The 12,641-nt window shown below is 68.4% G+C and carries 17 protein-coding genes and 1 pseudogene; 16 read left to right on the top strand and 2 right to left on the bottom strand.

What is annotated here, in order from left to right:
• Nucleotides 1–64 precede the first annotated feature (64 nt).
• From O2K97_RS15120 to O2K97_RS15055, 14 genes and pseudogenes are all read left to right on the top strand, one after another.
• The gene (locus O2K97_RS15120) at nucleotides 65–760 is read left to right on the top strand and encodes an MgtC/SapB family protein (protein WP_269219900.1); all 696 of its coding nucleotides are present in this window, start codon (nucleotides 65–67) and stop codon (nucleotides 758–760) included.
• Between the two features lie 46 nt (nucleotides 761–806).
• Nucleotides 807–1,298 (top strand): annotated as a pseudogene (gene ruvC, locus O2K97_RS15115) (crossover junction endodeoxyribonuclease RuvC); the annotation flags it as partial.
• A 143-nt stretch (nucleotides 1,299–1,441) separates the two neighbouring features.
• Nucleotides 1,442–2,059 carry a Holliday junction branch migration protein RuvA gene (ruvA, locus tag O2K97_RS15110; RefSeq protein WP_269219899.1) on the top strand — a complete coding sequence of 206 codons (618 nt, stop codon included), beginning with the start codon at nucleotides 1,442–1,444 and terminating at the stop codon, nucleotides 2,057–2,059.
• 175 nt (nucleotides 2,060–2,234) lie between these two features.
• Complete coding sequence (gene ruvB, locus O2K97_RS15105; protein WP_269219898.1) at nucleotides 2,235–3,266, top strand: Holliday junction branch migration DNA helicase RuvB; 1,032 nt, start codon at nucleotides 2,235–2,237, stop codon at nucleotides 3,264–3,266.
• Nucleotides 3,263–3,523: a BrnT family toxin gene (locus O2K97_RS15100; RefSeq protein ID WP_066626794.1), complete on the top strand. Its 261-nt coding sequence runs from the start codon at nucleotides 3,263–3,265 to the stop codon at nucleotides 3,521–3,523. Before ruvB ends, O2K97_RS15100 begins: the two co-directional genes overlap by 4 nt.
• Nucleotides 3,516–3,791, top strand: a complete 276-nt coding sequence (locus tag O2K97_RS15095) for a BrnA antitoxin family protein (RefSeq protein ID WP_017506436.1) — start codon at nucleotides 3,516–3,518, stop codon at nucleotides 3,789–3,791. The genes O2K97_RS15100 and O2K97_RS15095 overlap by 8 nt, the downstream gene beginning before the upstream one ends.
• A 67-nt stretch (nucleotides 3,792–3,858) precedes the next feature.
• Nucleotides 3,859–5,325: an alpha/beta hydrolase gene (locus O2K97_RS15090; RefSeq protein WP_269219897.1), complete on the top strand. Its 1,467-nt coding sequence runs from the start codon at nucleotides 3,859–3,861 to the stop codon at nucleotides 5,323–5,325.
• Nucleotides 5,326–5,330: 5 nt separating this feature from the next.
• Nucleotides 5,331–5,699, top strand: coding sequence for a hypothetical protein (locus O2K97_RS15085; RefSeq protein ID WP_017506434.1), 369 nt, complete (start codon nucleotides 5,331–5,333; stop codon nucleotides 5,697–5,699).
• A complete protein-coding gene (locus O2K97_RS15080; protein ID WP_269219896.1) occupies nucleotides 5,696–6,559 on the top strand; it encodes a hypothetical protein in 864 nt (287 codons plus the stop codon). Before O2K97_RS15085 ends, O2K97_RS15080 begins: the two co-directional genes overlap by 4 nt.
• Nucleotides 6,560–6,564: 5 nt before the next feature.
• A complete protein-coding gene (gene ybgC / locus O2K97_RS15075; RefSeq protein WP_269221149.1) occupies nucleotides 6,565–7,023 on the top strand; it encodes a tol-pal system-associated acyl-CoA thioesterase in 459 nt (152 codons plus the stop codon).
• A gap of 26 nt (nucleotides 7,024–7,049) precedes the next feature.
• Nucleotides 7,050–7,484, top strand: coding sequence for a hypothetical protein (locus tag O2K97_RS15070; RefSeq protein ID WP_269219895.1), 435 nt, complete (start codon nucleotides 7,050–7,052; stop codon nucleotides 7,482–7,484).
• 138 nt (nucleotides 7,485–7,622) lie between these two features.
• On the top strand, nucleotides 7,623–8,375 hold the full coding sequence (gene tolQ / locus O2K97_RS15065; RefSeq protein WP_269219894.1) for a protein TolQ: 753 nt from the start codon (nucleotides 7,623–7,625) through the stop codon (nucleotides 8,373–8,375).
• A gap of 3 nt (nucleotides 8,376–8,378) precedes the next feature.
• Nucleotides 8,379–8,831 (top strand): protein TolR, encoded by a 453-nt coding sequence (tolR, locus tag O2K97_RS15060; RefSeq protein WP_205681722.1) that lies wholly within the window; start codon nucleotides 8,379–8,381, stop codon nucleotides 8,829–8,831.
• Nucleotides 8,832–8,836: 5 nt separating this feature from the next.
• Complete coding sequence (locus tag O2K97_RS15055; RefSeq protein ID WP_269219893.1) at nucleotides 8,837–9,715, top strand: cell envelope integrity protein TolA; 879 nt, start codon at nucleotides 8,837–8,839, stop codon at nucleotides 9,713–9,715.
• Nucleotides 9,716–9,718: 3 nt separating this feature from the next.
• Here the strand turns inward: O2K97_RS15055 and O2K97_RS15050 are convergent, their stop codons facing one another.
• Nucleotides 9,719–10,153, bottom strand: coding sequence for a TA system VapC family ribonuclease toxin (locus tag O2K97_RS15050; protein WP_269219892.1), 435 nt, complete (start codon nucleotides 10,151–10,153; stop codon nucleotides 9,719–9,721).
• A complete protein-coding gene (locus O2K97_RS15045) occupies nucleotides 10,150–10,383 on the bottom strand; it encodes a hypothetical protein (RefSeq protein WP_017506756.1) in 234 nt (77 codons plus the stop codon). Before O2K97_RS15045 ends, O2K97_RS15050 begins: the two co-directional genes overlap by 4 nt.
• Before the next feature lie 141 nt (nucleotides 10,384–10,524).
• On the opposite strand from O2K97_RS15045, the gene tolB reads away from it, so the two are divergent.
• A complete protein-coding gene (gene tolB / locus O2K97_RS15040) occupies nucleotides 10,525–11,889 on the top strand; it encodes a Tol-Pal system beta propeller repeat protein TolB (RefSeq protein ID WP_269219891.1) in 1,365 nt (454 codons plus the stop codon).
• A 140-nt stretch (nucleotides 11,890–12,029) separates the two neighbouring features.
• The gene (gene pal / locus O2K97_RS15035; RefSeq protein ID WP_039246161.1) at nucleotides 12,030–12,593 is read left to right on the top strand and encodes a peptidoglycan-associated lipoprotein Pal; all 564 of its coding nucleotides are present in this window, start codon (nucleotides 12,030–12,032) and stop codon (nucleotides 12,591–12,593) included.
• The last annotated feature ends 48 nt before the right edge of the window (nucleotides 12,594–12,641 follow it).

The raw sequence follows: 12,641 nt of genomic DNA, 5'->3' as shown, positions 1-12,641 counted from the left end.
GACCACGATGTCGCAGCATCGTCCGTCCAAGGAACATTCGCGCTCGGCCCGTCGTTGAGCGCGGATGAATCTGGGTAGTCTGGAAGGCGCCGTCCTGCCGATCCTCGGCGCGGTGATCGCGGGCGGGGTCATCGGCTTCGAGCGCGAATGGCGGGGCCGGGCGGCGGGTCTGCGAACGCACATTCTGGTCAGCCTGACGTCGGCCCTGCTGATGCTGGCGGCCATGTCGCAGGCGGATTGGGCGTTCCGCGCCCTGCCCGACGAGAACATCGTCACAGACCCGACGCGGATGGCGCACGGCGTGCTGACGGGGATCGGGTTCCTGTGCGCAGGGGTGATCTTCCGCACCGGATTTTCGATCCACGGGCTGACCACGGCGGCGTCGCTGTGGATCACCTCGGCGATCGGCATTCTGTTCGGGGCGGGCCTTTATGCACTGGGCGCGGCGGCGACGGTGGTTACGGCCCTGATCCTGATCGGGCTGAAGCTGATCAGCGGGCGCTTGCCGGCGCGCACGGTGGTGGACGCCGAAGTGTGCTGGGAACGGCGCGAGGTGTCTCCGGAGCCGGCGATCGAGGCGGCGCTGAAAGCCATCGACGCGGGCGCGCGACACGACCGATTTGAGCTGCTGGATGGACATACCATTCGACGGACCTGGCGATTGAAGGCCGCCGAAGAAAGCCAGCTGAAGCGGCTGGCGGAACAGCTGTGCGCCATACCGGGCGTCGTCGCCTACAGCCTGGACCCGCGCGACGACTGAAACCGTTCATTGCCCGATAACCCTCTTTGCGGCATGAGGGGAACGGATGGCGAACGAACCTGTCAGAATCATCGGCCTGGACCCCGGTCTGCGACGCACCGGCTGGGGGGTCGTCGTGTCGGATGGCGCGCGCCTGAGGTGGGTGGCGCACGGAGTGGTGGCCCCGCCCGAGACCGCGCCGTTCAGCGAGCGGCTGCTGCATCTGTTCGAGGCGCTGGGGACGATCTGCGCCGATCACGGTTGCGAGGAGGCGGCGGTGGAAGAGGTGTTCGTCAATGTGAACCCGTCCTCGACGCTGAAGCTGGGTCATGCGCGGGCGGCGGTGATGCTGGCGCCGGCCAAGGCGGGTCTGACGGTGGCGGAATATTCGCCGAACCTGATCAAGAAGGCGATTGTGGGCGCAGGCCATGCGGACAAGAGCCAGATCGCCTTCATGGTCAAACGGCTGCTGCCGACCGCGGGCGACTTGAAGGCGGATGCGGCCGACGCCCTGGCCGTCGCGATCACCCATGCGCAACTCAGGAAGCATCGGATCCTCACCCGCATGGCGGGGAAGGGGGACCGCGAAGCGGTGGAGGGGGCGAACCCACGCACCGTGTCTGAGGTCGCCCCCTCCACCACGACGCAAGGGCGTCGCGGTCCCCCTCCCCCGTATCGCTTCGCTTCACGGGGGAGGATCGCGTGATCGGGCGGTTGAGAGGCGTGCTGGCCGAGGTCGGCGAGGCGGAGTGCCTGATCGATTGCGCCGGCGTGGGCTATGTCGTGTCGTGCGGGGCGCGGACGCTGGGGCGGCTGCCGGCGCCGGGCGACGAGGCGACGGTGCATGTCCATTCCCAGTGGAGCGAGGATGCGGGGCCGCGCCTGTATGGATTTCTGACGCGCGACGAGCGGCGAGCCTTCACGACCCTGCTGGCCATTCAGGGCGTGGGGCCAAAGGCGGCGCTGGCGGTGCTGGACGTTCTGCCGCCCGGCGAACTGGCGTCGGCGGTGGCGCGCGAGGACAAGGCGGCGGTGGCGCGGGCCAATGGCGTGGGGCCGAAGCTGGCGTTGCGGATCGTGACCGAGTTGAAGGGCAAGACCTTGGGCGACGTCAGTTTTGCGCCTGTCGCACCCGGCATGCACGTCGAGATCGCACCGCCCGTTCCGTCCATCACCGGCGAGGCCGTGTCCGCCCTGCTTGGACTGGGCGTCGCCGAGGTCAACGCACGCCGGGCCGTGGATCAGGCGTTGATCCGTCTGGGCGAAGAGGCGGAGCTGTCGGCGGTGATCCGCGCGGCCCTGCAGGAGTTGGGGCGGTGATGGGAAGGCAGTGGCGAGTGGCGAGTGGCGAGTGGCGAGTGAAGAGTGAGCCGGGAAGTGAGCGTAGGGGTGAGCGAGTCCGGAAGACCGCAGACGCGCCGCCGCTCACCTCTTGCTCACGAGCACTTCTCACTTCTCGCCACTCGCCACTCGCCACTCGCTACTCAGGTCAGCCATGACCCGCGTCATCTCCCCCGAGGCCGAGACCGGCGAATCCTTCGACCGCGCGCTGCGACCGCAGACCTTGTCGGAGTTCGTTGGCCAGTCGCAGGCCAAGGGTAATCTGAAGGTCTTCATCGATGCGGCGCGCGGGCGGGCCGAGGCGCTGGACCATGTGCTGCTGTTCGGACCGCCGGGACTGGGCAAGACGACGCTGGCGCAGATCGTGTCGCGCGAGCTGGGCGTGGGGTTCCGGGCGACCTCCGGGCCGATCCTGGCCAAGGCAGGCGATCTGGCGGCGATCCTGACCAACCTCGAGCCGCGCGACGTCCTGTTCATCGACGAGATCCACCGCCTGAGCCCTCAGGTCGAGGAGATCCTGTATCCGGCCATGGAGGATCATGTGCTGGACCTGATCATCGGCGAGGGGCCGTCGGCGCGCTCGGTGCGGATCGACCTGGCGCCGTTCACCCTGGTGGGGGCGACGACGCGGGCGGGCCTGTTGGCCACGCCGCTCAGGGACCGGTTCGGCATTCCGCTGCGACTGGAGTTCTACACCCCCGACGAACTGACGGCTGTGGTGCGCGGCACGGCGCGCAAGATGGGCGCAGCCATCGACGAGGCGGGCGCGCGCGAGATCGCGTCGCGGGCGCGGGGAACGCCTCGGATCGCCGGGCGCCTGCTGCGCCGGGTGCGGGATTTCGCCTCGGCCGAAGGGGCGGAGACGATCTCGAAACTGGTGGCGGCGCGGGCGCTGGCGCGGCTGGAAGTGGACGAGGCCGGGCTGGACAGCCTGGACCGGCGGTTCCTGAAGGCGTTGATCGAGAACTATGGCGGCGGGCCGGTCGGGATGGACACCTTGGCGGCCGCCATCGCCGAGGCGCGCGACGCGGTCGAGGACGTGATCGAACCCTATCTGCTGCAACAGGGCTTCATCATGCGCACGCCGCGCGGCCGCATGGCCTGCGCCAAGGCCTATGCGCATCTGGGCCTCAGCGCGCCGACGCAACCCTCCGCCGGACCGGTGCCGGGCGACCTGTTTGAATGAAGGTCGCCTTCGATCCAGGCAAGGATGCGAGCAATCGCGAGAAGCACGGGCTGTCGCTTGAGCGGGCGAGCGAGATCGATCTTCGCGCCGCCCACATCCTCGCCGATGATCGCCAAGATTACGGTGAGCAACGATGGCGAGCCTATGGTATGCTGGATGGGCGACTGCATATGCTGGCTTTCACCTTTCGAGACGGGACGTTGAGAGCCATCAGTCTGCGGCGCGCAAACGCCAAGGAGAGCAAACGCTATGGCTGATCCCAAACTCAGCCTTGATCCAAGCGACTACGAGGATGTCGAGATCGACGATCTGGACAATCCGGAATGGACCGATGAGGACTTCGCCAAGGCGCAGCCTCTACGAGACGTGCTGCCCGACCTGTATGCCCAATTCGACGCCGAGCGAGAGGTGGAGTTAAGACTACCCGCCGCCACCATCCGCGCCTTTGCTGACGAAGGGGAAGACTGGCGCGAGCGGATGGCGGATGCGCTGACGGAAGCGGCGCGCAAGAAGCACGCGGCGTAAACTGCAATAGGCGTTGCCAAGCGGGGCGGGCGGGGGTTTGCTGGGGGGGAACCGGAGCCGTCGTCCCATGATCCTGCGCACCCTGGCCGTGATGGCGTTTACGGCCGGCCTGACCAGTCTGGCGCCGCCTGCGCGAGCGGCGGCCCCCGTCTTCACCGACAAGGCCTGTCCCAGTGATTGGCCGACGGGTCTGCGCGAGGTGCGGTGCGGGACCCTGACGGTGGACGAGGCGCGCGACGGCTCGGTCAGCGACCGGCGCATCGAAATCGCCGTGGTGATCGTCAGGGCCAGCGCGCCTTACAAGGACGCTTCGGGCCAGGCGCTGCCGCCGATCGTGATGTTCCACGGCGGACCGGGCGGAGCCATGACGCCGGGGGCGGGGCGGATGCTGGCGGCGCTGCGCCGCAATCCGGAAGCCTTTGCGGTGGATCAGGACGTGATCCTGTTCGACCAGCGGGGCGGCGGGGCGAGCCATCCGTCGATGGACTGCCCGGGCGTCGAACTGACCGATGCGGGGCCGCCGTCCGACAAGGACCGCGACGGGCTGATCGCCTGTCTGAAGGGGTATCAGGCGCAAGGCGTTGATCTGAACCAGTACAACGCCGCCGCCATCGCCGACGATGTGAAGGACATGGCCCAGGCCCTGGGTCTGGCCAAGATCGACCTGTGGGGCGGATCGTACGGGCCTCGCATCGAGGCGGCAGTCATCACCCACCAGCCCCAGATCGTGCGCGCCGCCGTGATGGACAGCCCCTGGCCGCCCGAGGGCAACTGGGCCGTCGGCACGCCCGAACAGGTGTCGGCGGCGGTGAAGATCATCCTGGCCAAATGCGCCGCCCAGGCGGCCTGCGCGGCGCAGCATCCGAACCTTCAGGCGCGGTTCGAGGCCGAGGCGCGCAAATGGCTGGCCGGTCCGGTGAGGGGCAAGGATGGGCGCACCTTCACCGTCGACGACCTGTCGGCCTTCTTGATGGACACGACCTACAGCGCGGCGGGCGTGCGCAGCCTGCCGGTCGATCTGGACAAGATCATCGCCGGCGACCTGACGCCGGTCGCGGAGATCGCCGAGGATCGCACCTATTATTTCGAGGGTCAGCACATGGCCCATCTGTGCAAGGAAGAACTGCCGTTCGAGTCCAAGGCGCGGCTGGCCGCCGGGGCGGCGGGCGATCCGGTGGCCGAGGTGCTAGTCCCGTCGCTGTCGCGGCTGTTCGACGTCTGCGCGGCGGTGGGCGAACGGCCGGCGCTGCCGATCGAGAACCTGCCGGTCCAGAGCGACATCCCGACCCTGTTCGTCGCCGCCGAGATCGATCCGGGCTGTCCGCCGCCCCTGACCGAGGCCGCCGCCAAGGGCTATTCGAACAGCCAGGTGGTGATCGTGACCAATGCGACCCACGGCGTCATCAACGCCAGTCCCTGCACGCGCAAGATGGCGCGCGACTTCCTGCGTGATCCGTCCAAGCCGGTGGATCGGACCTGCCTGCCCGCCGCCGACACGCCGCTGGACTTCACCCTGGAAGCGCCCGCCGCATGAGGGTGATGCGCCATCGAAGCCCGCTTCAGCAGCGGCTGATGATCGCGGCGGCGCTGGTTCTCGCCCTGTGCGCGGTCGGCGTCTGGGTGCTGATGCAGCCGTCGAACACCCCGTCGCCCGAGCCGGCCGATGCGCGGGTAATGCGCCAGATCCGCACCCAGGCGGGGCGCGGCGCCGAGCTGCGCTATGCCGAGAACGGCCAAAGGCGATCGGTGTGCGGCTATGTCGGACGCGTCGCGGGCGGGCCGGCGGTGGGCTTCGTCTCCATCCCCAATCGCATCCTGTTCAGCGACGACCCCCTGCCGACCGAGTTCCGCGAAATGCGCCAAAGCTACTGCCCCGGCTTCATGGCCGCGCCGAACCGCCGGCCGTGATCCGTCAGCGGTTTAATGGGGCAGCACTCGCCCTGGTCGCACAGATCACGGCGACGGCGGCGATCAGTCTGCTGGCGATCCGGGCGGCCGGGGCGGGGACGGCGTCGGTCGCGGTCCAGGGCGCGGCGTTTCTGATCGGGGCTGTGGCAATGTGGGCGGCGTCGCGGATGGCGCGGCCGGGCCGGGGTTTGAGGCTGATCTCGGCGGCGGCGATTCTGGTCTTTGCCGTCCTGATGCTGACGACGGGCGTGGAGATGCAGGGCGCGCATCGCTGGCTAGCGCTGGGGCCGGTTCTGATTCACCCCGCTTCGCTGCTGGGCGCGCCGCTGCTCTGGCTCGTGGCGCAGGATGCAGACGATGTGTGGACGGCGGGCGTCGCGGCCCTGACGATCCTGACGTTCGGCCTCGGCTTCGACGGTGCCGCCAGCCTGGCGTTCGCCGTGGGGGCGACCGGGCTGTTGATGGCGGCGAGAGGCTCGTGGAAGACGCTGGCGCCGCTGGCGGCCCTGTCCTGGATTCTGGCGCTGTGGAACCTGACGCGTTCGCAGGCCCTGCCGCGCGTTCCCTATGTCGAGGATGTCGTGCCGACGGTCTGGGTTGTTTCGCCGATCCTCGGTTTGGCAGCGGGCCTGGCGTTGGTTGTGCTGTCGGCCCCGCTGCTTTGGATGGGATGGCGCGCGCGGGGCGTCGGAGCCGCCGCCGGACTGGCCATGGCCGGGTTCTGGATCGGTCTGTCGGCGGCCAATCTGCTGGGCGCCTATCCGGCACCGGTGGTGGGATATGGCGCTTCGCCCGTGATCGGATGGCTTGTCGCGGTCGGACTGGCTATGGCGTCTGCACGACGCACGAGGTTTCAGTGACCGCAATCTCCGACCAACCCACCGCCGGCCGTTTCGAGGGGCGCGATCACCTGCTGCCGGTGCGCGTCTACTATGAAGACACCGATTTCACCGGCCTGGTCTATCACGCCAACTATGTCCGCTATTTCGAGCGGGGGCGTTCCGATTTCCTGCGCGCCATCGGGGTGGGGCACGCCGACCTTCTTGAGGAGGCCGAGCCGCTGGCCTTCGTGGTGTCGGAGCTGAACATCAAATATCTCAAGCCCGCGCGGATCGACGACGCCCTGGTGGTGCGCACCGTCTATGAGCAGGTGAAGGGCGTGCGGCTGATCATCCGCCAGAGCGTGGAGCGGGCCGGCGAGGTGTTGTGCCGCGCCGAGGTGACGGCGGTGTGCATCCATCTGGACGGGCGGCCGCGACGGCCCTCGAAGGGTTTGGTCGAGAAGGTCACGCCGTGGCTGGCGGGCGGCGGGACCGCCGACTAGGATCGCGCCAACGAGGGGGAAACGTCATGGCCGCAGAAACCTACAATATCTCCGCCAGCGCGGTGATCGTCACGATCCTGCTGTTCGTGCTGCTGATCGGCGGCGGGCTGGTGGGCTGTCCCTATTATAAGGTTTGGGAGCGCAAGATGGCGGGCCAGGCCGAGCTGCAATACCAGCAGGGCGCGCGCCAGGCCCTGATCGCGCAAGCCGCCGCAGAAGATGAGGCGGCGATAAAACGGGCCGAGGCCGCGACGCGCCGCGTCCTGGGCTGGACCGATGCGGCCAAGCGCGGCTGCGCCGAACTGGGCCGGGCCGGCGATCGCCAGTGCGAAGAGCAACTGCTGAAGGACGCCGCCACCTATTCCATCGCCAAGGAAGGCCACGAGGGCGTCATCATCAGCGTCGGCGCACCCGTGTCGGTCGCGGTCGATCCGAACGCGCGGCGGACGGCGTCCGAGTAACCCGCCGTTAACCCTTATGACGCGCCTGTCAGATGACGGGCGGACGGGTCGGAGCTAAACGGGCCGGACGCCACACAATGGTCACGTCCGCTCGGTCGAAGAGGGGTGATCGATCCCGAATCCGCCCGGAGCGCCTGAATGACCACGCCTGTCGACGCCGCGATGATGAACCCGGTCGAGCTGTTCATGACCGCCGACTGGGTGGTCAAGGGCGTGATGATCGGGCTGGCGGCGGCCTCGATCTGGTCGTGGACCATCATCATCGACAAGGCGGTGCGGTTCACGGCGCTGAACAAGCGCGCCGACGACTTCGAAAAGTCGGTTCAATCGGGCCGATCGCTGGAAGAGGTGGCGTCCCAGGCGGGACCCGAGCCGGACCACGCCCTGCCGCGCATGCTGGTGATCGCCCTGTCGGACTGGCGCGAGGCGCGTCAACGCGGGGCGTTGAACGAGCACCAGGGCGAGCTGCTGCTGGTGCGGATCGACAAGGCGATGAACAGCCTGATCTCGCGCGAGGGCCAGCGCATCGAGAACGGCCTGGGCGTGCTGTCGGTCGTGGCCACGGCCTCGCCCTTCATCGGCCTGTTCGGCACGGTGTGGGGTATCATGAATGCGTTCGGGCGGATCGCGGCGGCGGGCAACACCAATCTGACGACGGTGGCGCCGGCCATCGCCGAAGCCTTGTTCGCCACGGCCATCGGCCTGGCGGCGGCCATCCCGGCCTATATCGCCTACAACAAGTTCTCGATCGACGCGGGCAAGTTCACGGGGCGTCTGGAGGCCTTCGCCGACGACCTGCAGGCGGCCGTGGCGCGCCGCCTGGGCAGCCCGTCGGCCCCGCCGCCTCCGCCCCCGCCGTCCAGCGACCTCAGCCTGAAGCGGGGCGCCTGAACCATGGCCTTGGGCGGTGGTGCGAGCGGCGGCGGGCGTCGAGGGCGCAGGGGGCGTAAAGGGCCTCTGACCGAGATCAACGTCACGCCCCTGGTGGACGTGATGCTGGTGCTGCTGATCATCTTCATGATCTCGGCGCCGCTGCTGACGGTGGGCGTGCCGGTCGAACTGCCCAAGACCGAGGCCAGCGCGGTCGAGATCAAGTCCGAACCCCTGTCGGTCAGCATCGACCAGCAGGGCGCGATCTTCGTCGGCGACAGCGAGACGGCGTTCGAACAGCTATCGGCGCGACTGCAGACCGAGGCGGGCGGAGCGGACAAGGCGGCCGAGCGGCCGGTGTTCGTGCGGGCCGACGGGCGCGCGCCCTATCAGGCGGTGGCGCGGGTGATGGCGCGATTGAGCGCCTCGGGCTTCACCAAGCTGAACCTGATCACCGACACGGCGCCGGAGGCCTGAATCCTTTGCGTCGGCCGAGCCCCGCCATCCTCGGATCGCTCGCCCTGCACGCCGGGGTGGTCGCGCTCGCCTTCTTGATGGTGTCGCACAAGACGGACGAGGACGAGACGCCGCTGGTGGCCTCGGTGCCGGTGACCATCGTGTCGGAAGAGGTGATCCAGGCGGCGCCGGCGGACAATCCGCAGCCCGAACCCTCGCCCGACGACGCCGCGACCGCGCCGGTGCAGCAGCCCGATCCCGTGCCGCCGACGCCCGACCCGACGCCGCCGCAACCCCAGCCGCGCCCGACCCCGACGCCGCCGCGGCCCACGCCGCCGCGTCCGGCCCCGACGCCCACGCCGACGCCGAAGCCCACGCCGACCCCGACGCCGCCGCGTCCAACGCCTCGACCCCAGCCGCCGACGCCGGCCCCGCCGACCAAGGCCCAGCCGACCCCGCGCCCGGCGACGCCCGCGCCCGCCCGCCCGGCGCCCCAGCGCACAGAGTCGAGCCTGGATCTGGACGCCCTGGCCGGACCGACGCGCCCGACCAACAATCGCGGCCGACCGGCGACGGGGCAGCAGGGGGCGGGCGCGGCGTCCCAGGCCACGGGCCCGCAGATCACGGCCATCTTCAATCAGGTCTATCCGAACTGGATCCTGCCCTGCGACATCCCCGGCGCGGACCAGCTGCGCATCCAGGTCGAGCTGACCCTGTCGGCCGATGGGCGGATCACGCGCGGGCCCAGCCTGATCAACGCCCAGTCGTCGAACGTCTATCGTGCCGCCGCCGACGGCGCCCTGCGCGCCCTGCGCCAGACCGCGCCCTTCGACGTGCCGCAGGGCTTCCCCGGCGGTGTCTATCGCCCCACCTTCAACACCGAACGGGCGTGCCGCAATCGCTGAGCGTCAGGCCGTTATGAGATGCAGGGCAGCCTTGCCGCCCTTCACCGCGTCGGGCGCCAGGCGTCGGTCGAACGTGGCCAGCCGCCCGCCGTTCGAGACGGCTAAGGCCAGCAGATAGGTATCCGTCAACTGGCCCGAGGTGAGCAGGCGATCCTGCGCGATCAAACGGTCGCCCAGCAGACTGATGTCGTCGGGCCAGAACGCATGGCCGGGTTGGCTCAGCAAGGAATGAAGCGCGGGCAACACCTGCGCAGGCGCGCCCGGCGAGTTCGGATATTTCGGATTGCTGAGGATTCGAAGCGCGCCGTTTTCGGTCAGCGGGCAGGTCGCCCAACCAGCCTGATGCTCATTTGCGAACCAGGCGTGGGCGGTGAGATGCTCGGTATGGGCTGGATCGATCAATGCGATCAGGACGCTGACGTCCAAAAGCGCGATCAAGGCAGCTCATCGCGCAGAGCGTTAATCTGTTCGGTCGTCACCACAGCGCCCTTGCGGTGCGGCAGGAGACGAATGCCGTTGCGGAACTCGGGCGACGTGTCCGGCTTGGCCTGTGTGATCGAGCGGCGCGCGAGATCGGAAATGACTTCGCCCACAGAGGTTCGGGTCTGAACCGCGATGGCCCGTGCGGCGTTCAGCACGTCGTCGTCGATGGCGAGTGTAGTGCGCATGGCTGTAAGATAATGCATCACGCATCACGCATCAATGATCGCTCCCGTCCCGAATGTCGCCCTATTCCCCGTGAAGCTGGCGAAAGTCGAACGGCCCGGCGATAAGGGGCGGCGATCCTTCGAGACTTATGGGAGCATCTGATGCGTCTGAACCTTCTTCTGGCCTCCGTGGCGGCTGTCGCGATGGCGGCTCCTCTGACGACGGCGGCGCAGACGCCTCAGCAGAACCAGCCGGTCGAGGTCGAGATCGATCAGGGCGTGCTGCGTCCCCTTCAGATCGCGGTTGTGCCGTTCGCCGGGACGCACGGGTCGGACATTTCCAATGTGGTCAGCGCCAATCTGAAGCGGTCGGGCTTCTTCGAGCTGCTGAACCCGTCCAGCTTCATCGAGACCGGCCTGACCCTGGCCAATGCGCCGAACTTCCCTCAGTGGACCCAGATCGGCGCGCAGGCGGTGCTGTACGGCGGGGTGACGACGCGCGGCGACGGGCGGCTGGACGTGGGCTTCCGACTGTATGACCCGTATCGCCAGTGCCAGCTGGTCAGCTATCAGTTCACCGCGACCCAGGAGCAATGGCGCCGGATCGCGCACAAGATTTCCGACGTCATCTATCAGCGCATGACCGGCGAGGCGGGCTTCTTCGATTCCCGCGTGATCTTCGTGTCCGAGGAGGGCACGCAGCTGAACCGGATCAACCGCCTGACCATCGCCGATCAGGACGGGTTCAACCCGACCTATCTGACGCAGGGGGACGAGGTGATCATGTCGCCGCGCTTCTCGCTGTCGCAGCCGGACGAGATCACCTATGTGGCGCTGGGCAAGGATTACAGCCGCATCTACCTGTATAATCTGACGACCGGCCGGCGCGAGAGCCTGGGCGAGTTCGACGGACAGGTGCTGGCGCCGCGCTTCTCCAACGACGGCAACAAGATCGCGTTTTCGATCATCCGGGGCGGCAATACCGACGTCTATGTGATGGATTTGCGCAGCCGCCAGATCACGCGCCTGACCAGCGACCCGGGCATCGACACCTCGCCGTCGTTCAGCCCGGACGGCAGCCAGATCGTCTTCACCTCGGACCGTTCGGGGTCGGCGCGCCTGTATGTCATGCGGTCGGACGGATCGGGCCAGCGGCCCATCTCGCGCGGCGGCGGCATCTATACGGCCCCGTCCTGGAGCCCGACCGGCAATCTGATCGCCTTCACCAAACAGGGCGGCGGCCGGTTCTCGACTGGTGTGATGAACGCCGACGGCTCGGGCGAGCGCATCCTGTCGTCCAGCTATTTCGAGGAAGGCCCGAACTGGGCGCCGAACGGCCGATACGTGATGTTCGCGCGCCAGACGCCGGGCGGCGACACGCGTCTGTGGACCGTGGACCTGTCGGGGCGCGTGGTGTCGCAGGCGGGCTATAACGGACGCGGGACCGACCCGGCCTGGTCGCCGCTGCTGGACCGTGGCCCGAGCAATCTGGGCGTGAACCAGGGCGCCGACAGCTGCCCCGCCTAAACGCCGCACCGACACCGTCGGAGCCTTAAAGCTCAACTGTGCGTTATCGCCTCTAGCGTCGAAAAATCGGCCGAGGCAGACAGTAAAGCCAAGCTTGAGGCCCGCCCCTTGCCAGAAACGATACGTCAGGAGACGACCCCATGAAGACTTCCCGCATTCTCAAACTGGCGATGGTCGGCTGCGCCGTCGCCGCCATGGCCGCCTGCACCCGAAAACCCCCGGTCGAGACTGGCGTGCCCGGTCCGAACGACGGCACGACGCAACCGACGGGTCCGGCCTATCCGACCGCGCCCACCGGCCCGGTGACCGGCGGAAACATGGGTTCGGCCGCGCCGGGCACCGAACAGGACTTCGTCGTCAACGTCGGCGACCGCATCTATTTCGACCTGGATTCCTATGAGGTCCGTCCCGAAGCCATGCCGCGTCTGGACGCCCAGGCCCAGTGGCTGCAACGCTATCCGTCGGTGACCGTCCGCATCGAAGGCAACGCCGACGAACGCGGTACGCGCGAATACAATCTGGCGCTGGGCGCCCGCCGTGCGGAATCGGTGCGCACCTATCTGATCAACCGGGGCATTCCGGCCGGCCGGATCGACACGATCAGCTTCGGCAAGGAACGGCCGATCGCGGAGGGTTCGAACGAGGACGCCTTCGCCCGCAACCGCAACGCCCACACCGCCATCGTCTCGGGCGCGCCGCGCTGACGACCGGCTGATCGGCTGATCTGAAGGAGGCGCCGGCCGCAGGGTCGG

Source organism: Brevundimonas vesicularis, from assembly GCF_027105095.1.
In the GTDB taxonomy this organism is placed as follows: Bacteria; Pseudomonadota; Alphaproteobacteria; order Caulobacterales; family Caulobacteraceae; genus Brevundimonas; species Brevundimonas vesicularis_E.
Note: the sequence above shows the minus strand (reverse complement) of the source record. Positions and strands in the feature narration are given on the sequence as shown.